Here is an 18480-nt window from a genome sequence, read left to right as displayed (position 1 = left end):
GGTCTGTTCAAGTAAGGTTGTTATATATCCGCGCATGGATGCGCAACATTATTGCGCAATGCATGCGGGTCATTTTGTAGCGGGCCAGAAAAAAGGGGCGCACAACGGCGCCCCTGATGTGGTGGTCCAGCGTGCCGGATCAGCCCCGCTCGACGCAGAGGGCAACGCCCATGCCGCCACCGATGCACAGGGTCGCCAGACCCTTCTTGGCATCGCGGCGCTGCATTTCGAACAGCAGCGTGTTCAGAACGCGGGCGCCGGATGCGCCGATCGGGTGGCCGATGGCAATCGCGCCGCCGTTGACGTTCACGATGGCCGGATCCCAGCCCATGTCCTTGTTCACGGCACAGGCCTGCGCCGCGAAGGCTTCGTTGGCTTCGACCAGGTCCAGATCGCCAACCGACCAACCGGCTTTCTCGAGCGCCTTGCGCGAGGCATGGATCGGGCCGACGCCCATGATTGCCGGGTCAAGACCGGCGGTCGCGTAAGATGCGATGCGGGCCATCGGTGTGATGCCGCGCTTGGCCGCGTTTTCTTCGCTCATCAGAAGAACGCCTGCTGCACCGTCATTCAGGCCCGAGGCGTTGGCGGCTGTGACCGAACCGTCCTTGGTGAAGGCGGGGCGCAGTTTCTGCATTGCTTCGATGGTTGCGCCGTGGCGGATGTATTCATCCTTGTCGACCACGATGTCGCCCTTGCGGGTCTTGATGGTGAAGGCGATCACCTCGTCGTCGAACTTGCCCGCTTTCTGCGCGGCTTCGGCCTTGTTCTGCGACGCGACAGCGAACTCGTCCTGCTGTTCGCGGCTGATCTGCCATTTCTCGGCGACGTTTTCGGCGGTCTGGCCCATGTGGTAGCCGTTGAACGCGTCCCAAAGACCGTCACGGATCATCGTGTCGATGTAGCTGACATCACCCATCTTGTGACCGGCGCGCAGATGCGCGGCATGGGGCGACAGCGTCATGTTTTCCTGACCACCGGCGCAGACCACGTCCGCATCGCCCAGCATGATGTGCTGCGCGCCCAGTGCAACGGCCCGCAGGCCCGATCCGCAGACCTGGTTGATGCCCCAGGCCGCGCTTTCCTGCGGCAGACCGGCATTGATATGCGCCTGACGCGCCGGGTTCTGACCCTGCGCCGCAGTAAGAACCTGACCGAGGATCGTCTCGGAAACAGCTTCCTTCTCGATGCCCGCGCGTTCGATCAGCGCGTTCAGCACGGCTGCGCCCAGATCATGTGCCGGTGTGTTTGCAAAAGAACCGCCGAACGAGCCAACGGCTGTCCGAGCGGCGGATGCGATAACGACGTTGGTCATGTGTCCCTCCACCAAAGTCATGGTCCAGATGTGATTCCATGGCGATTATCGCGGATTTGCGTCCATGGCCCCAGACCCCTTCTCGCGCCCTCCTATCGGAATGGTGGACTGTCGCATACCGGACAGGGTGTCTCAGGCCGTTTGCGCATGGCGGAGTTGACGTAGGGTCATGGCGCCGGTTGGTGGGATCAGTGCATGACGCGGCGTGCCTCGACCGGGCGCCAGGGGGGATCGACTGTGGGTGCCCCGAAATAGTAGCCCTGAAGCAGATCGACACCCAACTGGCCAAGCATGTGCGCATCCGACTCGGATTCGACGAATTCGGCAACGGTGAACATGTCGAATTGCTGTGCAATGGCGAGAATGGCCCGGGTCAGCACCTGATTGTCGGTGTCCGTTGCGATGCCGCGTATGAATTGACCGTCTATCTTGAGAATGTCGAACTGGAATTCCCGCAGGTAGCGCAGCGCGGTATAGCCCGCCCCGAAATCATCAAGCGCGAAACTGATGCCCAGACGCTGCAGATCACGCATCGCCTGCACCACAAGTTCCGGCACCAGCATGGCCGAGGCTTCAGTGATTTCGAGGATCAGGCGCTCTGCAGCGGAGGGATCACGCGCCATCCCGCGCTCCAGCACCTTGCGCCATTTGGGATAGCCGATCGACCGCGCCGACAGGTTGATCGCCAGACGCAGGCCCGGACTTTTCCCGAGCATCCGCAGCCCATGCTCGAGCGCAAGGCAATCCAGAAGACGCCCGCTTTCGCGTTCTTCGATCGCCTCAATAAACTGCCCGGCGGGTATGATGCGCCCGGTCGGATCAACGACCCGGATCAGCCCTTCGTAAAACGCGACCTGATCCTGTTGCCGGGCCTGGACCACGGGCTGATACGCCAGCCGCACCTCGCGGTGCCGGATCGCCTCTTCGACAATGCCGAGGATGTTCAGATCCCGCGTCTGTGCCGCCGCATCCAGCGGCGATGGACCAAGTGTCTTGCGAACGGCACGGTGCGGCATGAAACCCTCATTTCCAGTATCGAGGGCAGTGTCGGACATCCGTCTTAAACAAGCCTTAATGCGGGTGCGGAATTCGTCTGTTGACTCTGTCATGAGCCGCCGTATAAGCGCGGCTTCATTGGTGTTGGTGGCCCCCGCAAGGGGATGCCTGTCATGGGTATCGCACCCAAAAGGACAACGCCCTTCATAGTCGCCCCCCGGGGCGTCGACCCAAGAAGGAGATCAGCCGTGACAAAACGCACGTCTGCCAAGTACAAAATCGACCGCCGGATGGGCGAAAACATCTGGGGCCGTCCGAAATCCCCCGTCAACCGCCGCGAATACGGCCCCGGCCAGCACGGCCAGCGCCGCAAGGGCAAGATGTCCGACTTCGGCCTGCAGCTCCGCGCCAAGCAGAAGCTGAAGGGCTATTACGGCGACCTGACAGAAAAGCAGTTCCGCCGCATCTTCGCCGAAGCCGAACGTCTGCGCGGCGACACCGGTGAGCAACTGATCGGCCTGCTCGAGCGCCGTCTGGACGCCGTCGTCTACCGCGCGAAATTCGTGCCGACGATCTTTGCCGCCCGTCAGTTCGTGAACCACGGCCACGTGACCGTCAACGGCCAGCGCGTGAACATCCCGTCCTACCGCGTCAAGGAAGGCGACGTGATCGAGGTCCGCGACAAGTCCAAACAGATCGCGGTTGTTCTCGAAGCAACCCAGTTGCCCGAGCGTGATGTGCCCGATTACATCGAAGCCGATCACTCCAAGATGAAGGCGACCTTCGTCCGCACGCCGGGTCTTAGCGATGTGCCGTACCCGGTGATGATGGAACCGAACCTCGTCATCGAATACTACGCTCAGAACTGATCCGGGCAGGCGTACGGTTCATCCGTACGCCTCGGTCCTTCGGTCCGTACGTTTCAAAGCCGTCCCTTGGGGGCGGCTTTTTCGTTTGGTGGATTGGCAGGCGTCAGTGCCCAAGGCAAAAGAAAAAGGCCGCGCAATCAGCGCAGCCTTTTTTCCAATCGGTCCCAAAAGGGCGTGCCGATTACAGCCAGTAGAGATCCCGGAAGACGTGGCGCACGATGTCGTCACGACGGATGCCCTTGGCAGCCAGTGCTTCGTCCGACAGCGCCTGAAGACGCTCGACTTCGCGGATCCGCGAGTTTGCCTCTGCGACCTGGCTCAAACCGCGAGTCAGGCCATCAAGCAGGCTGGAGAAGAAACCAGGCTTCTGGCCTTGGTATGTCTGTGTCAGTGCCATGATATGCCTCTGAATTGCTCAAAAATTACACATCATGATCTAAGTGGTTGAAATCGCGCTGAGTAGCTCTGGTTTGGAATACCCGCCACGCTGAAAATGCATAACGCCGCAGCGCAGCATTCTCAAAAACAGGCCGAGCAAAAATTTTACCAGTTGATAAAATTTTCGACCCGTGAGACCGTTTCGGCAACGGACAACCTGATTTCGGAGTGTGACGATGGACGCCAGAGCATTGAAAGAAGGCATAGTTTCGGGCCGTTTGGACCCTGACGCGCTCAGTGCCGGATTTGCCGACCTGCACGCCCCCCTGAGTGATCACGAAGCCCTGGTGGCGGCAGACCGCTGCTACTTTTGCCACGATGCGCCCTGCATCACCGCCTGCCCCACCGACATCGACATCCCGCTCTTCATCCGCCAGATCGCCACTGGAACCCCCGAAGCGTCGGCCAAGACGATCCTGACGCAGAATATCATGGGCGGCATGTGCGCGCGTGTCTGCCCAACCGAAACCCTGTGCGAACAGGCCTGTGTGCGCGAAGCCGCCGAAGGAGAGCCGGTCCAGATCGGCCGCCTGCAGCGTTACGCGACCGACACGCTGATGGAGCAAGGGGTGCATCCTTTCTCCCGGGCGGCCTCGACCGGCAAGCGTATTGCCGTTGTCGGGGCCGGTCCGGCAGGGTTGGCTTGTGCGCACCGTCTGGCGATGCACGGGCATGACGTGGTGGTCTTTGACGCGCGGCCCAAGGCTGGTGGTCTCAATGAATACGGCATTGCCGCGTACAAGAGCACCGAGGATTTTGCAGCGCGCGAAGTCGACTGGCTCCTGCAGATCGGCGGAATTGAAATCCGCAACAACATGGCGCTGGGCCGTGATGTGACGATGGCTGACCTTCAGTCGGATTATGACGCGGTGTTCCTTGGCATGGGTCTGGGGGGCGTCAACGCGCTGACGGCACCGGGGGCCGACAAGGAGGGCGTGCTGGATGCAGTGGGCTTCATCGCTGATCTGCGGCAATGCGCGGACCTCAGCACTCTGCCCGTGGGCCGTGACGTTGTCGTGATCGGCGGTGGCATGACGGCCGTGGATGCGGCGGTTCAGTCGAAACTTCTGGGCGCGTTGAACGTGACGATCGTCTATCGCCGGGGTCGCGACCGGATGAATGCGAGCGTGTGGGAACAGGATCTGGCTGCTGCAAAGGGCGTGCGGATCATCACCAATGCCTCGCCCATCGCGGTGCATGGCAACGGGGCCGTGCGCGAGATCGAGTTCGAATTCACCGATGATGACCTGACCCCCACCGGCCAGACCTTCCGGCTTGCCGCCGATCAGGTGTTCAAGGCGATCGGTCAGACGCTGACCGGCGATGACCTGCCTGATCTCGACGGGCGCAAGATTGCCGTGACCGGTCCGGGCCGCACCTCGGTCAAAGGTGTCTGGGCCGGCGGCGATTGCGCCGCTGGTGGGGAAGACCTGACGGTGACTGCCGTTGCTGAAGGGCGGGACGCCGCCGAAGACATCCACGCCGCGCTGATGCGCGCCTGATCCGGGAGGATTGAGAATGGCTGACCTGACAACCGACTTCGTGGGCATCAAGAGCCCAAACCCGTTCTGGCTCGCCTCGGCGCCGCCGACGGACAAGGAATACAACGTCCGCCGCGCCTTTGAGGCGGGGTGGGGCGGCGTCGTCTGGAAAACGCTGGGCGAGGCGGGGCCACCCATCGTGAACGTCAACGGGCCGCGTTACGGCGCGATCTGGGGGGCGGACCGGCGGCTCTTGGGCCTCAACAATATCGAGCTGATCACCGACCGGCCCCTGGAGGTGAACCTGCGCGAGATCAAGGCGGTCAAGCGGGACTACCCCGACCGCGCGATGGTCGTGTCACTCATGGTGCCTTGCGTCGAGGAGGCGTGGAAGGCGATCCTGCCGCTGGTCGAGGAAACCGGCGCGGATGGGGCTGAGCTGAATTTCGGCTGCCCACATGGCATGTCGGAACGCGGCATGGGCAGCGCGGTGGGGCAGGTGCCCGAATATATCGAGATGGTGACGCGCTGGGTGAAGCAGAACACCCGCATGCCCTGTATCGTGAAGCTGACGCCGAACATCACCGACATCCGGAAACCCGCGATGGCCGCCCACGCAGGTGGCGCGGACGCGGTGAGCCTGATCAACACGATCAACTCCATCACCTCGGTCGATCTGGATCTGTTCGCTCCGGAGCCGACAATTGACGGCAAAGGTGCGCATGGCGGCTATTGTGGGCCTGCGGTCAAGCCGATTGCGCTCAACATGGTGGCCGAGATTGCGCGCACGCCCGAGATGCGGGGCCTGCCGATTTCGGGGATCGGAGGCGTGACCACGTGGAAGGACGCGGCCGAGTTCATGGCGCTGGGCGCGGGGAATGTTCAGGTCTGCACCGCTGCAATGACCTATGGGTTCAAGATCGTACAGGAGATGATTTCCGGTCTGTCCCAGTATCTGGATGACAAGGGGCTTCAATCGACTTCGGATCTGATCGGCCGCGCCGTGCCGAATGTCAGCGACTGGCAGCATCTGAACCTGAACTACATCGCCAAGGCCCGGATCAATCAGGACCTGTGCATCTCCTGTGGGCGCTGCTTTGCGGCCTGTGAAGACACGTCGCATCAGGCGATTGCCATGTCCGAGGATCGGGTGTTCACCGTGAAGGATGACGAATGCGTGGCCTGCAACCTGTGCGTCAATGTCTGCCCGGTCGAGGACTGCATCACAATGGAACGGCTGGACGTCGGTGTTGTGGACGAGCGGACCGGTCGGCCCGTTGCGGCGGAGCATGGGGATTGGACAACGCATCCGAACAATCCGGCAGTGCGTCAGGCGGCTGAGTAGAGCGCGAGCCGTTTTCTGCACGCGCTTAATAGAATATTATGGGGTGGCCTGAGAATCTTCGTACGAAGATTCTCAAACGCCGCCATAAAATTCTGGACGTGTGGGCAATCGGCAAGCCGACTGGCAGTCGGCCGACCAGGTCGCGCCATGATCATAGACGACTGAGTGTTGACCGACCGATCCGTCGTCAGCCGATGCGTGTGATTGGTTGAGAGTGGCACACGATCAGATAATCCGTGCCGACATCGAAAAGCTGAAACCCGCGCGCCTGCACTTCGGCGCGAAGAAGGCTTAACCCGACCTCCCTGTGGATCGCACCTTTCTTGCGGCGCACAACACCTTTGCGCCGCACCGCATCGGCGCTGAACAATTGGTCTCTCCATGCCGGGTTGTAGGCTGTGGGTGACTCGAAGGGCGTGTTCATCAACATGCCGTCAGTGTCGGCCAGGTATGTTTAACGCGCGGTAAACGCCACTACGGCGTGAGCACTTTCCGGAACATCATCTCGACAAACTGGTCCGCGCCCCGTGCGCGTTTGTCGTCTCCCGGCAACAGGACCGAAATCTGGGCTTCGAAATCCGCGTAATGCTGGGTGACGGCCCAGATCGAAAAAATGAGATGCGCCGGGTGCATCTCTGCGATCTTGCCGTCCTTCATCCATTTCGCAAGGATCCCGCATTGCCTGTCGAACAGCGGTTTCAGCGTGCGTTCCAGATGCGGAAGCATCCGAGGCGCCCCCTGCACGATCTCGTTGGCGAACAGACGGGACTCGCGGGGATAGAGGCGGCTCATTTCCATCTTGCGCCGGATGTAGCCGAGGATTTCCTCCAAAGGATCCCCATCCGGGTTCATCGCGTCGAGCGGGCTCAGCCATTCTTCCATCAAGGTATTGAGAAGGTCGATATGGATCGCCTCCTTGTTCTCGTAATAGTAGATGAGGTTCGGCTTGTGCATGCCGCAGGCTTCGGCGATCTGGTCGAGCGTGGTGCCCCGGAACCCATGTGTCGAAAACAACCCGAGAGCTGCATCACGGATCCGCTTGCGGTTCTCGGTCTGGATACGACTGGGTTTTCTCGCGGTGCTCGTCACGGGCGATCCTTCTCATGCTGCATTTGCAGGCACGGAGTCGCTGTGACGGCCTGCGCTGAACTTTTCCTTCAAGAACATACCTTGACAGCTTGGGGGTGCGTTGCAATCGTAACTTTACCAAATGGTAAAAAACTTGCGCGGCTGTTGTGCCGTCACGCAAGACAGCCAGCGGCGAGGGGAACGAACATGGCAGCACCCGGAGAAAACCTGCGGATCAATGGCGACCGCCTGTGGGACAGTCTCATGGAGATGGCGAAGATCGGGCCGGGCATCGCGGGCGGCAACAACCGCCAGACGCTTACGGATGAAGATGCCGAAGGCCGCGCCTTGTTTCAGAAATGGTGCGAGGCTGCGGGCTGCACCATGGGTGTGGACGAGATCGGCAACATGTTCGCGCGCCGCGAGGGCGCGGACCCCGACGCGCTGCCGGTCTATGTGGGGTCGCATCTCGATACCCAGCCAACTGGGGGCAAATATGACGGGGTCCTGGGTGTGCTGGGCGGGCTCGAGGTGATCCGCTCGCTCAATGATCTGGGGATCAAGACCAAGCATCCCATCGTTGTCACCAACTGGACCAATGAGGAAGGCACCCGCTTTGCGCCCGCCATGCTGGCCTCCGGGGTTTTCGCGGGCAAGCATGACCTGCAATGGGCCTATGACCGCGTCGATGCCAAGGGCAAATCCTTCGGCGACGAGTTGGAGCGGATCGGCTGGAAAGGCCCCGAAAAGGTCGGGGACCGCAAGATGCACGCCTTCTTCGAGCTTCATATCGAACAGGGCCCGATCCTCGAAGCCGAGGGCAAGGATATCGGCGTTGTCACCCACGGGCAGGGCCTGCGCTGGATCGAATGCACGGTGACCGGCAAGGAAAGCCATACCGGCTCGACGCCGATGCACATGCGCAAGAACGCGGGGCGGGGCCTCGCGCTGATCACCGAGCTGGTGCACGAGATCGCCATGAAGAACCAGCCCAATGCGGTGGGGGCCATCGGGCATATCGACGTCTACCCCAACAGCCGGAATATCATTCCGGGCAAGGTGGTTTTCACCGTCGACATGCGCACGCATCTTCTCGACAAGCTGAACGCCATGGTCGATGAATTCATGGAGCGTGCGCCAAAGCTCTGTGAAGAGATCGGCGTGGAATTCGACTGCCACATCGTCGGCCAATTCGATCCGCCCGCATTCGATCCCGCCTGCGTCAGTGCCATCCGGGATGCGGCGGAGCGTTTGGGTTATTCACACATGGATATCGTTTCCGGCGCGGGGCATGATGCCTGCTGGATCAACGATGTCGCACCCACGGCGATGGTGATGTGCCCGTGCGTTGACGGGCTGTCGCACAACGAGGCGGAAGAGATTTCCAAGGACTGGGCGACGGCGGGGACCGATGTTCTTTTCCATGCTGTCGTCGAGACGGCGGAGATCGTCAGCTAGATCGGGGGCGCTGCCCCAGTCGCGCGATGCGCGACTCCCCCGAAGTATTTTTGAACCAGAGAAGATCAGGACCACGGAGTAAACCATGACCACAGTCATCAAGAACGGAACGGTTGTCACAGCGGACCTGACCTATGAGGCGGATGTCCTGATCGAGAACGGGATCATCACCCAGATCGGGCCGAACCTGAAGGGCGACGCGGAACTGGACGCCACAGGGTGTTATGTCATGCCCGGCGGGATCGACCCTCATACGCATCTCGAGATGCCGTTCATGGGCACCTATTCCTCGGACGATTTCGAAAGTGGCACGCGGGCCGCGCTGGCGGGGGGCACCACCATGGTGGTTGATTTCGCGCTGCCGGCCCCCGGTCAGGGCCTCTTTGATGCGCTGCAGATGTGGGACAACAAATCGACCCGCGCGAACTGCGATTACTCGTTTCACATGGCGGTCACCTGGTGGGGTGAGCAGGTGTTCAACGAGATGAAACCTGTCATCGAAGAACGCGGGATCAACACGTTCAAACACTTCATGGCCTACAAGGGCGCGCTCATGGTCAATGACGATGAGTTGTATGCCTCGTTCAACCGTCTGGCCGAGTTGGGCGGGATTGCGATGGTCCACGCCGAGAACGGCGATGTGGTGGCGGAACTGACGGCAAAGCTGCTGGCCGAAGGCAATACCGGGCCGGAGGGGCATGCCTATTCCCGGCCGTCTCAGGTGGAGGGCGAAGCCACGAACCGCGCCATCATGATTGCGGATATGGCGGGCGTGCCGCTTTATGTGGTGCACACGTCCTGCGAAGAGGCACATGAGGCGATCCGGCGGGCCAAGATGCAGGGCAAGCGGGTCTGGGGTGAGCCGCTGATCCAGCATCTGACGCTGGATGAAAGCGAGTATTTCAATCAGGACTGGGACCACGCCGCGCGCCGCGTGATGTCGCCACCGTTCCGCAACAAGCAGCATCAGGACAGCCTCTGGGCCGGTCTGCAATCGGGGACTCTGTCGGTCGTGGCGACGGACCATTGTGCCTTCACGACCGAGCAGAAGCGGTTTGGCGTTGGCGATTTCTCGAAAATCCCCAACGGCACGGGCGGGCTTGAGGACCGGATGCCGATGCTCTGGACACATGGTGTGGCAACCGGGCGGCTGACGCCGAACGAGTTTGTTGCGGTGACCTCGACCAATATCGCGAAGATCCTGAACTGCTACCCAAAGAAAGGTGCGGTTCTGGTGGGTGCGGATGCCGATCTGGTGGTCTGGGATCCTGAAAAGGAAAAGACGATTTCCGCCAGTTCGCAGCAATCGGCCATCGACTACAACGTGTTCGAGGGACAGCACGTCAAAGGCCTGCCGCGGTTCACGCTAACGCGTGGTCATGTTGCGGTGCATGATGGCGAGATGCGCACGCAGGAGGGGCATGGCAAGTTCGTGAAACGTCCGGGCAACGGGACGGTAAACCGGGCGCTGTCGACGTGGAAGGAACTGACCGCGCCGCGTCCGGTGGAGCGAACCGGTATTCCGGCGACGGGGGTTTGATGCAAACGATCCATGCCGCTCCGGTCAATGATCAGAGTGCAGCCACTTCGGTGATTTCCGCCAAATCGCTGGACCTCACCTTCCAGACCAATGACGGGCCGGTCCATGCGCTCTCGGGTGTCGATCTGGACATCGGCAAAGGCGAGTTCGTCAGTTTCATCGGGCCGTCGGGTTGCGGAAAGACCACCTTCCTGCGGTGCATTGCGGCGCTTGAGACACCGACGGGTGGGACGTTGACAGTGAACGGCATGTCGCCGGATGAGGCGCGGCGGGCGCGGGCCTATGGCTATGTGTTCCAGGCGGCGGGGCTGTATCCGTGGCGTACCATCGAGAAGAACATCGCGTTGCCGCTCGAGATCATGGGGTATTCCAAATCCGAGCAGGACGAGCGGATCGCGCGGGTGCTGGACCTCGTGGAGCTGTCGAATTTCGGGAAGAAATATCCCTGGCAACTCTCGGGTGGGATGCAGCAGCGGGCGTCGATTGCGCGGGCGCTGGCCTTTGATGCGGATATCCTGCTGATGGACGAGCCGTTCGGGGCGCTGGACGAGATTGTGCGCGACCACCTGAACGAGCAATTGCTCGACCTCTGGGCGCGGACCGAGAAGACCATCGGGTTTGTCACGCACTCGATCCCCGAAGCGGTGTATCTGTCGACCAAGATCGTTGTCATGTCGCCGCGCCCGGGTCGGATCACCGATGTGATTGAGAGCTCGCTGCCCAAGGAGCGGCCGCTCGACATCCGCGATACGCCGGAATTCCTCGCCATTGCGCACCGCGTGCGCGAAGGGCTGCGGGCGGGGCATGCCTATGACGACTGAGGCGGTATGAGAAGCCTTGTTCCCATCCTGACCGTGCTCGCGGCGTTGGCAGCGCTCTGGTATGCGGCTGTGGCGCCAATGAACATACGCGGAGCGCTGGATGTGGCCGAACGCGCAGGGGCCGAGGTGATGCCTGCGGAAGCGCGCGCGCGGTTCGAGGTGTCGGTCTGGCGACTGATGCTCGACAATCCCGAACAGATCGCGCTGGGCTACAGCCTCGAGCGTCCTCGGCTGCCGACGCCGGTGCAGGTGGGGTCGGAGCTTTGGAAAACAACGGGTGAGATGGCGCTTAACGGGCGGCCCATGTCGAAACGGTCATTGATCTATCACGGCTGGATCACCCTGCAATCCACCCTCTGGGGCTTTGCACTGGGCACGGTTCTGGGCATGGCCGGGGCGATTGCCATCGTCTACAGCCGCGTCGTGGACATGAGCCTGATGCCCTGGGCGATCATCAGCCAGACCATCCCCATCGTGGCGTTGGCCCCCATGATCATCGTGCTGTCCAGTCAGGTCGGCATCGAGGGGCGGGGCGTGCCGAAGGCGATCATTTCGGCCTATCTGTGTTACTTCCCGGTGCTTGTCGGCATGGTCAAGGGATTGAGATCGCCCGGAGCGGCACAGCTTGATCTGCTCAAGACCTATTCCGCGTCCGGAGTGCAGGCCTTCCTGAAACTGCGTCTGCCTGCGTCGATGCCCTATCTTTTCACCTCGCTCAAGATCGGGATCGCTGCGGCACTGGTGGGCACGATTGTAGGCGAGTTGCCGACGGGGGCGATCTCGGGTCTGGGGGCGCGCATCCTGATCGGGGATCAGTTCGGCACACCTCTGGCGATCTGGGCGGCGCTTTTTGCTGCCGCGATCCTGGCCGGAGTTCTGGTCACGTTGCTGGATTTGGTCCAGCGGGTCACGCTGAAGCGCATGGGGATGCAGGCATGAGCTGGCTGGTCTTTGCCCTTGTGTTCTGGATCGGAGCCTGGGGGCTCAATACGTGGCTCGCCAATTCGCGCTGGCGCGGAACGATGGCTGTGCGCGTGCTGATCCCGGTTCTGTTCGGCGTCACGCTGATCGTTCTTTGGGAAGGGATCGTGCGCGGGGTCGGCGTGTCGCCGGTCATCCTGCCTGCGCCGTCTGCAGTTGCCCAGACCTTTGCAGCCTCCACCGACATTCTTTGGGAGGACTTCCGCCAGACGGTTCTCAAGGGGGCACTGTCAGGCTTTGCGATTGGCGTACTGGCGGCGTTTGCCACGGCGATCCTGATCGACCGGTCGGCTTTTCTGACCCGTGGTCTTCTGCCCATCGGCAATTTCGTGGCCGCCCTGCCCATCGTCGGTATCGCGCCGATCCTCGTCAGTTGGTTTGGCTTTGACTGGCAGTCCAAGGCGGCGGTGGTCGTCGTGATGGTCTTTTTCCCGATCCTCGTGAACACGGTGCAGGGGCTGCGCGAAACCGATGCGATGCAGCGCGACCTCATGCGCACCTATGCTGCGAGTTATTTCGACACGCTGCTCAAACTTCGCCTGCCCGCTGCGCTGCCTTTCGTGTTCAACGGGCTCAAGATCGCGACAACCCTTGCCCTGATCGGAGCGATCGTGGCTGAATATTTCGGATCCCCCACGCGCGGGATGGGGTTCCGGATTTCGACGGGTGTGGGAAGCCTGTCGATCGATCTGGTCTGGGCCGAAATCGCCGTTGCCGCCTTGGCGGGCACCGCGTTCTACGGACTCGTGGCCTGGATCGAAAAGCGGGTGACGTTCTGGCACCCGTCACACCGCAAGACCTGAAAAACGACAATGACAACATGGAGGTTACTATGAAGACGAAACTGATTGGGGCACTTGCCGCTGTCGGCCTGGCCGCCCCCGCCTGGGCTGCAGACGATGTCACCCTGCAACTGAAATGGGTCACGCAAGCCCAGTTCGCAGGCTATTACGTCGCTCTTGAAAACGGCTATTACGAGGAAGCCGATCTCAACGTGACCATCAAACCGGGTGGTCCTGATATTGCGCCCACGCAGGTGATCGCGGGCGGTGGTGCCGACGTGACGGTCGAATGGATGCCCGCAGCTTTGGCCGCGCGGGAAAAGGGCCTTCCGCTGGTCAACATCGCCCAGCCCTTCAAGAGCTCGGGCATGATGCTCACCTGCTGGAAGGATGCCGGGATAGAAAGCCCCGATGATCTGGCCAACCGGACGTTGGGTGTCTGGTTCTTCGGCAACGAATTCCCCTTCATGTCGTGGATGAGCCAGCTTGGCATTTCAACCGACGGCAAGAGCGAAACCGGGGTCGAAGTTCTCAAGCAGGGCTTCAACGTGGACCCGCTTCTGCAGCGTCAGGCCGATTGCATTTCGACCATGACCTATAACGAATATTGGCAGGTCATCGATGCCGGTGTCAGCCCGGATGACCTCGTGACGTTCAAGTACGAGGATCAGGGGGTCGCGACGCTGGAAGACGGGCTTTACGTGCTCGAGGACTGGCTGGACGATCCCGCCTTCGTCGACAAGATGCAGCGGTTCGTCGCCGCGTCGATGAAAGGCTGGAAATGGGCCGAGGAAAACCCGGATGAGGCCGCGATGATCGTGCTCGAATACGACGAGACCGGTGCGCAGACCGAAACGCATCAGAAGCGTATGATGGGCGAAGTCGCCAAACTGACAGCAGGTTCGAACGGCGCGCTGGATCCGGCGGATTTCGAGCGCACGGTTCAGACGCTGCTGGCCGGCGGCTCGGATCCGGTCATCACGGCCGATCCGGGCGATGGTGCGTGGACCCATGCGGTGTCCGACGCGCTGAACTGAGATCGCCGATCTGAACGCAAGGAGAAGGGCCAAAAGCGGCCCTTCTTTTTTGCCTATCGGCGCAGCGTGTCGCCGTAGGTGATCTTCGGGGTCAACTCCACGACTTTCGGGGTGTCCGCTTCGGGTGAATTGACCCGGTTCGAGATGATTTCAGCCGCCTTGCGCCCGATCTCTGTGCGGCATGCGTCCATCGTGGCCAGCTGGCGCGGCAGCCCTTCGAGCAGCTCGACCCCATTGAACCCCGCCAGCCCAATCTGGTGGGGGATGTCGATGCCCTTTTCGAGCAGGGACAAAAGCCCGCCAGCTGCGATCATGTCGTTGGAGTAATACAGAAAATCAAGCTCTGGATCCCGCGCAAGCAGGGTTTCCGTCATCTCCCGCCCCTTGGCGAGCGCCGAGCCGCCGGAATAGAACTCCTGGTCCGCAACCTCCACGCCGCTCTTGGCAAGCGCGCCGGTGAACCCTTCGAAGCGTTTGCGCGCACGATGGTCGAGCGGCATTTTCGTGCCAAGAAACCCGATGCGCTGGTAGCCGGCCTTCAGAATGGCCTCGGCCATTTTGCGCCCGGCGCGCCGATGGGAAATGCCTACCATCGCATCAATCTGCGTTCCATCGACATCCATGATTTCGACCACCGGAATCCCGCTTGCCATAAGCATCGCGCGCGACGCATCCGTATGCTCGAGCCCCGCGATGATCACTCCGGAGGGCCGCCACGACAGCATCTCGTAGAGCACACGCTCTTCCTTTTCGGGAAGGTAGTCCGTGACACCGACCACAGGTTGCAGTTCGGTCTCTTCGAGAACGGCGCTGATGCCCGACATGACTTCGGGGAACACCATGTTGCGCAGGCTGGGAATGATCACCGCAACAAGATTCACACGCTGACTGGCCAGCGCACCGGCAATCTTGTTCGGCACGTAGCCCAGAGACTTTGCCGCCGACAGGACCCGTTCCCGCGTGGCGGCCGACACATCGCCACGATTGCGCAGAACGCGGCTGACGGTCATTTCAGAAACGCCGGACGCTTCCGAAACGTCGCGCAGCGTGAGAGGGCGGGTGTCTTCACTGGCCAAGGGCGTCATCCTGTATTGTCATTTTGATGTTATCGCAAACTCTTATCCGCCAGCAAGCGATTGCGACCCCTGTGAAAAAATGCAGCAAGTGATGACAAGCCGCGTTTCGACCAGTAAGGCTGTAACGCGTGGTCCCGTGGCTCAACTGGATAGAGCAGCCCCCTCCTAAGGGGCAGGTTGCAGGTTCGAATCCTGCCGGGATCGCCACTTTCCAATTTTCGTGATTTTTATTGTTTGATTACAAGTGGTTGTGAAAACGTGTCCCGCTCCAGAATTTGCGTGTCCCATTATGCGGCACCTGCAATAAGCTGAATGATACGCTTACGGTCCGCCGCTTGAGTGTATCGCTGCACTTCGGACAGGCTCAGGTGGCCGGACATAGCCATGATCTCGTGAGCCGTCTTGCCATCCTCAGCCCAATACACGCAGAACGCTTTCCGCAGGCCATGAAGACGGGACTTGATCCCAGCAGCCACCGCTGCATCCCGGTAGAGATTGCCGAGGCTTTCAGCCGTGAACGGCTTGCCATATTTGTTGAGAATGAATGCAGGAGCAATGTCCGGAGTTCGGTTGATCACAGCCCGCAAGTCCCCAGTAATTGGCACATGAGTTACGACCGTTGACTTGTTCCGATTGAAAGTCAAAAGATTGCCTTGGATGTTGTGCCGACCGATTTTGCAAAGGTCCACCCGCGCGGCTCCGGTACGCAAGCCGAGATCAAAGACCAGCCGCTCGACAGTCCCGATTTCCCAGCGTTCGATAAATGCTTCGATTTCATCCGCGTCGGTCGTTGGGAAACCGATAATCGCTGGCGTATCCAGTTCGACACCCGCCGCCGGGTTCTTGGGAATAATCCGCAGTTTCCGCAGATGATGGAAAACAGGCTTTAGCGCTTTCAGTTCGTTTGCCGCACCGTGCCCGCCTTTCGCGTACAGCGCCGCCTCAATGTCGCCAGATGTGATACTTGAAAGCGGGCGATGGCCTTGTGCCTTGCGATACCTGTTCAGGATAGCAAGACGCGATTTCTTAGTGCCTTCGGCATAGTCGGCCCAGCTTCTGCTTCCCGACAAGTACATATCTAAGCCCCACGCAAACGTCCCAGCCTTCGGCGTTGCGGTACCTGGTGGCATGTCCTGCCAACGCGCGTGTTCCGCCCAATATGCAGCTTTGACCTTCGGGTCGGAAGGTTCCAAGCCATGAACGCCCAGCGACTTTTCCACGCCGTTGCGCCGGTAGTAATGAAACCACCGGCCCCGGCGCTTGCGGGAGCGAAGATAATCTTCTTTCGTCATACGTCACACGAAAATGGCTTATCATGCCACTTCGATTTAGACGTTGTGTTATCCGGATAATCAAAAGTCACTCCGTCCGGACCGATACATTTGATGCGCACATCGGGACAGATGGCGCTGGCAGCGGCATAAGCTTCATCAATCTGACGCTTGGTAGGCATTGAAGGAGATGGACGAGACGGCATCTGTGATTACTCCGCGTTTTCCAAATTCACATCTGATGAATTCTTCAAAACAACCGTACCATCTTTGCGCAATTCAACGACTGGCGGCTGTTTGTAAACTGCAATCCACGCAGCCAAATGACGCGAAAACTGTGCTTTAGTCATAAAATACCCTTTCTGACATTTTTCACTATAGAGGACTTTCGGGATGCATATTCAAGAAAATCGCTGATTTTTTTCAAAACCTCATTATTTTCATGTGGATAACCATCCTTGGTTTGCCGCTTGCGCGGCGTTTAGGGGACCGCCGGTCCCCCACCTCAACAAGAAAATACTGCGCTTACTGCGGGACCGTGCCTCGCTGCGCTGCGGCCGCACCACTCCCTTGTGTGCTTGATTTTCCAATTGCGGCGGTTCCCCCCCTGCTCTCGGCGAGGGCCAGTCCGGCAAGAGAGACACGCGCGATGCGCGGCTCACTTGCCAGCCCGTCCAATTCTGGAAGGTAGCAAGAGACTTAGGGGGGCCACAAATGGCTAAAGAAAAGTTCGACATCCAGCAGCATGTGACAAATGCAATCATCAAAGCGATTGAAGATGGCGCGGCACCGTGGCGGCAGCCTTGGACAGGCGGCGGCGCGGTTTTCCCACTACGTGCCAATGGTGAACAGTACCGAGGTATAAACACACTCATGCTCTGGTTGACGGCGCAACAAAAGGGCTTTGAAGCCGCGCATTGGTTCACGTTCAAACAAGCTAAGGAGAAGGGCGGCACAGTGCGGAAGGGCGAAAAATCCACACTCGTTGTTTTCTACAACACGCACGAAACAGAAGACAGAGTTACGGGCGAAGAGATCAAAGTGCCTTACTTGCGTGGATACCGGGTTTTCAACGCAGATCAAATCGACGGTCTGCCAGACGAATTCTACCAGACGGCGGCGACGGAAGCCCGCGACTTAGGAACCTTGTCTAATCCCATCCTCGAAGCTTTCTTCGCAGAAACAGGAGCGCAGATCGAGACAACCGCCGAGCCTAAAGCGTTCTACCACCATTCACGAGATGTTATTCATATGCCGCCCGTTTCGACGTTCTTTGACGCTGACAGCTACTACGCGACTTTAGCACACGAAACGATCCATTGGACTGGCCACAAGAGCCGACTTGACCGGTTGGGCAATGGACGCGACCGCGAGGAATACGCGAAGGAAGAACTTGTTGCGGAAATCGGAGCTTGTATCTTATGCGCAACGATCGGACTAACGCCAGATTTTGAACAAAGCGGCGCATATGTTGACGGATGGTTAAATGCCTTGCGCAATGACAAGCGATATATATTCAGAGCGGCAAGCGCAGCGCAGAAAGCTGTTGATTTTATCACGGTTGCACAAGATACAATCCAACAAATAGCAGCATAAAGAGGCAGGGAAAATGCAGGATTACGTAAGCCCTTTTGCACCGCTCACACGTGACGAAGTGCGCGAGGATTATTGCCATGAAGCAGTATATGCGTTGCATTGTTTGCTCACAGATCGTCACGTTGACACAGACAAAATAGATGAAACGTTGCAAAGGTATTTCTTTGAAGAAACGGAAGAGCTTGAAGCAAACGGCAGAGATATTCTTGATGTTGCACTTGCAAATTTCAGTGCAGTTATGAATTCTGGATTGCGACCAAAGCTCAAGCTCGTGAAGTGAATCTGCGAGGGGCTTCCAAATTTTGGGAGCCTTTTCTTTTTACGTATCCCTCATTTCGTTTCACATTTTTGAGCGCCCAGTTTCAGCAATGTGAAACGGAAAAGAAGTAACAGAACCTTTAACATT

At 59.7% G+C, this 18480-nt stretch carries 18 protein-coding genes and 1 tRNA gene; 12 read left to right on the top strand and 7 right to left on the bottom strand.

The genetic code is table 11. The features are described 5' to 3' along the window. Nucleotides 1–139: 139 nt before the first annotated feature. Nucleotides 140–1315, bottom strand: coding sequence for an acetyl-CoA C-acetyltransferase (locus MRY75_RS06065; protein ID WP_292306248.1), 1176 nt, complete (start codon nt 1313–1315; stop codon nt 140–142). Between the two features lie 188 nt (nt 1316–1503). Beyond that, nucleotides 1504–2331: an EAL domain-containing protein gene (locus MRY75_RS06060; RefSeq protein WP_292306247.1), complete on the bottom strand. Its 828-nt coding sequence runs from the start codon at nt 2329–2331 to the stop codon at nt 1504–1506. A 228-nt stretch (nt 2332–2559) separates the two neighbouring features. Between MRY75_RS06060 and rpsD the strand changes: the two genes are divergently transcribed. Then, nucleotides 2560–3180, top strand: coding sequence for a 30S ribosomal protein S4 (gene rpsD, locus MRY75_RS06055; protein WP_292306246.1), 621 nt, complete (start codon nt 2560–2562; stop codon nt 3178–3180). A 181-nt stretch (nt 3181–3361) separates the two neighbouring features. Here the strand turns inward: rpsD and MRY75_RS06050 are convergent, their stop codons facing one another. After that, nucleotides 3362–3577, bottom strand: coding sequence for a DUF1127 domain-containing protein (locus tag MRY75_RS06050; protein WP_292306245.1), 216 nt, complete (start codon nt 3575–3577; stop codon nt 3362–3364). A gap of 217 nt (nt 3578–3794) precedes the next feature. On the opposite strand from MRY75_RS06050, the gene MRY75_RS06045 reads away from it, so the two are divergent. After that, the gene (locus MRY75_RS06045) at nt 3795–5120 is read left to right on the top strand and encodes an NAD(P)-dependent oxidoreductase (protein ID WP_292306244.1); all 1326 of its coding nucleotides are present in this window, start codon (nt 3795–3797) and stop codon (nt 5118–5120) included. Nucleotides 5121–5136: 16 nt separating this feature from the next. Continuing rightward, nucleotides 5137–6444, top strand: a complete 1308-nt coding sequence (gene preA, locus MRY75_RS06040; RefSeq protein WP_292306243.1) for an NAD-dependent dihydropyrimidine dehydrogenase subunit PreA — start codon at nt 5137–5139, stop codon at nt 6442–6444. Between the two features lie 187 nt (nt 6445–6631). Here preA and MRY75_RS06035 read toward each other — a convergent pair whose 3' ends face one another. Continuing rightward, entirely contained in the window at nt 6632–6874 is a 243-nt protein-coding gene (locus MRY75_RS06035; RefSeq protein ID WP_292306242.1) for a hypothetical protein, read from the bottom strand. Between the two features lie 44 nt (nt 6875–6918). Continuing rightward, a complete protein-coding gene (locus MRY75_RS06030; protein ID WP_292306241.1) occupies nt 6919–7533 on the bottom strand; it encodes a TetR family transcriptional regulator C-terminal domain-containing protein in 615 nt (204 codons plus the stop codon). Between the two features lie 186 nt (nt 7534–7719). On the opposite strand from MRY75_RS06030, the gene MRY75_RS06025 reads away from it, so the two are divergent. From MRY75_RS06025 to MRY75_RS06000, 6 genes are all read left to right on the top strand, one after another. After that, complete coding sequence (locus MRY75_RS06025; protein ID WP_292306240.1) at nt 7720–8970, top strand: Zn-dependent hydrolase; 1251 nt, start codon at nt 7720–7722, stop codon at nt 8968–8970. An 85-nt stretch (nt 8971–9055) separates the two neighbouring features. Continuing rightward, on the top strand, nt 9056–10510 hold the full coding sequence (gene hydA, locus MRY75_RS06020) for a dihydropyrimidinase (RefSeq protein ID WP_292306239.1): 1455 nt from the start codon (nt 9056–9058) through the stop codon (nt 10508–10510). After that, nucleotides 10510–11331: an ABC transporter ATP-binding protein gene (locus MRY75_RS06015; protein ID WP_292306238.1), complete on the top strand. Its 822-nt coding sequence runs from the start codon at nt 10510–10512 to the stop codon at nt 11329–11331. The genes hydA and MRY75_RS06015 overlap by 1 nt, the downstream gene beginning before the upstream one ends. Nucleotides 11332–11337: 6 nt before the next feature. Continuing rightward, nucleotides 11338–12270 carry an ABC transporter permease gene (locus MRY75_RS06010; protein ID WP_292306237.1) on the top strand — a complete coding sequence of 311 codons (933 nt, stop codon included), beginning with the start codon at nt 11338–11340 and terminating at the stop codon, nt 12268–12270. Further along, the gene (locus MRY75_RS06005) at nt 12267–13115 is read left to right on the top strand and encodes an ABC transporter permease (RefSeq protein WP_292306236.1); all 849 of its coding nucleotides are present in this window, start codon (nt 12267–12269) and stop codon (nt 13113–13115) included. The genes MRY75_RS06010 and MRY75_RS06005 overlap by 4 nt, the downstream gene beginning before the upstream one ends. Nucleotides 13116–13144: 29 nt before the next feature. Continuing rightward, nucleotides 13145–14131, top strand: coding sequence for an ABC transporter substrate-binding protein (locus MRY75_RS06000; protein ID WP_292306235.1), 987 nt, complete (start codon nt 13145–13147; stop codon nt 14129–14131). Nucleotides 14132–14184: 53 nt separating this feature from the next. On the opposite strand, the gene MRY75_RS05995 is transcribed toward MRY75_RS06000, so the two are convergent. Further along, nucleotides 14185–15207 carry a LacI family DNA-binding transcriptional regulator gene (locus MRY75_RS05995; protein ID WP_292306234.1) on the bottom strand — a complete coding sequence of 341 codons (1023 nt, stop codon included), beginning with the start codon at nt 15205–15207 and terminating at the stop codon, nt 14185–14187. Between the two features lie 130 nt (nt 15208–15337). Here MRY75_RS05995 and MRY75_RS05990 point away from each other — a divergent pair. Beyond that, nucleotides 15338–15414, top strand: a tRNA-Arg gene (locus MRY75_RS05990). 80 nt (nt 15415–15494) lie between these two features. On the opposite strand, the gene MRY75_RS05985 is transcribed toward MRY75_RS05990, so the two are convergent. Beyond that, complete coding sequence (locus tag MRY75_RS05985) at nt 15495–16499, bottom strand: tyrosine-type recombinase/integrase (RefSeq protein WP_292306233.1); 1005 nt, start codon at nt 16497–16499, stop codon at nt 15495–15497. Between the two features lie 693 nt (nt 16500–17192). On the opposite strand from MRY75_RS05985, the gene MRY75_RS05980 reads away from it, so the two are divergent. Both MRY75_RS05980 and MRY75_RS05975 read left to right on the top strand, forming a co-directional pair. Continuing rightward, complete coding sequence (locus tag MRY75_RS05980; protein ID WP_292306232.1) at nt 17193–18074, top strand: zincin-like metallopeptidase domain-containing protein; 882 nt, start codon at nt 17193–17195, stop codon at nt 18072–18074. Nucleotides 18075–18087: 13 nt separating this feature from the next. Beyond that, nucleotides 18088–18354, top strand: coding sequence for a hypothetical protein (locus MRY75_RS05975; protein ID WP_292306231.1), 267 nt, complete (start codon nt 18088–18090; stop codon nt 18352–18354). The last annotated feature ends 126 nt before the right edge of the window (nt 18355–18480 follow it).

The organism is Marivita sp. (genome assembly GCF_022763305.1).
Lineage (GTDB): Bacteria > Pseudomonadota > Alphaproteobacteria > Rhodobacterales > Rhodobacteraceae > Marivita.
The sequence above is the reverse complement of the archived record's forward strand: the minus strand, read 5'-3'. Positions and strand labels throughout refer to the sequence as shown.

Excerpts from the sequence above, each read along its gene's own strand:
- MRY75_RS06065 (WP_292306248.1), bottom strand. The coding sequence starts at position 1,315 with ATGACCAACGTCGTTATCGCATCCGCCGCTCGGACAGCCGTTGGCTCG.
- MRY75_RS06060 (WP_292306247.1), bottom strand. The coding sequence starts at position 2,331 with ATGCCGCACCGTGCCGTTCGCAAGACACTTGGTCCATCGCCGCTGGAT.
- MRY75_RS06050 (WP_292306245.1), bottom strand. The coding sequence starts at position 3,577 with ATGGCACTGACACAGACATACCAAGGCCAGAAGCCTGGTTTCTTCTCC.
- MRY75_RS06045 (WP_292306244.1), top strand. The coding sequence starts at position 3,795 with ATGGACGCCAGAGCATTGAAAGAAGGCATAGTTTCGGGCCGTTTGGAC.
- preA (WP_292306243.1), top strand. The coding sequence starts at position 5,137 with ATGGCTGACCTGACAACCGACTTCGTGGGCATCAAGAGCCCAAACCCG.
- MRY75_RS06035 (WP_292306242.1), bottom strand. The coding sequence starts at position 6,874 with ATGTTGATGAACACGCCCTTCGAGTCACCCACAGCCTACAACCCGGCA.
- MRY75_RS06025 (WP_292306240.1), top strand. The coding sequence starts at position 7,720 with ATGGCAGCACCCGGAGAAAACCTGCGGATCAATGGCGACCGCCTGTGG.
- hydA (WP_292306239.1), top strand. The coding sequence starts at position 9,056 with ATGACCACAGTCATCAAGAACGGAACGGTTGTCACAGCGGACCTGACC.
- MRY75_RS06015 (WP_292306238.1), top strand. The coding sequence starts at position 10,510 with ATGCAAACGATCCATGCCGCTCCGGTCAATGATCAGAGTGCAGCCACT.
- MRY75_RS06010 (WP_292306237.1), top strand. The coding sequence starts at position 11,338 with ATGAGAAGCCTTGTTCCCATCCTGACCGTGCTCGCGGCGTTGGCAGCG.
- MRY75_RS06005 (WP_292306236.1), top strand. The coding sequence starts at position 12,267 with ATGAGCTGGCTGGTCTTTGCCCTTGTGTTCTGGATCGGAGCCTGGGGG.
- MRY75_RS06000 (WP_292306235.1), top strand. The coding sequence starts at position 13,145 with ATGAAGACGAAACTGATTGGGGCACTTGCCGCTGTCGGCCTGGCCGCC.
- MRY75_RS05985 (WP_292306233.1), bottom strand. The coding sequence starts at position 16,499 with ATGACGAAAGAAGATTATCTTCGCTCCCGCAAGCGCCGGGGCCGGTGG.
- MRY75_RS05980 (WP_292306232.1), top strand. The coding sequence starts at position 17,193 with ATGGCTAAAGAAAAGTTCGACATCCAGCAGCATGTGACAAATGCAATC.
- MRY75_RS05975 (WP_292306231.1), top strand. The coding sequence starts at position 18,088 with ATGCAGGATTACGTAAGCCCTTTTGCACCGCTCACACGTGACGAAGTG.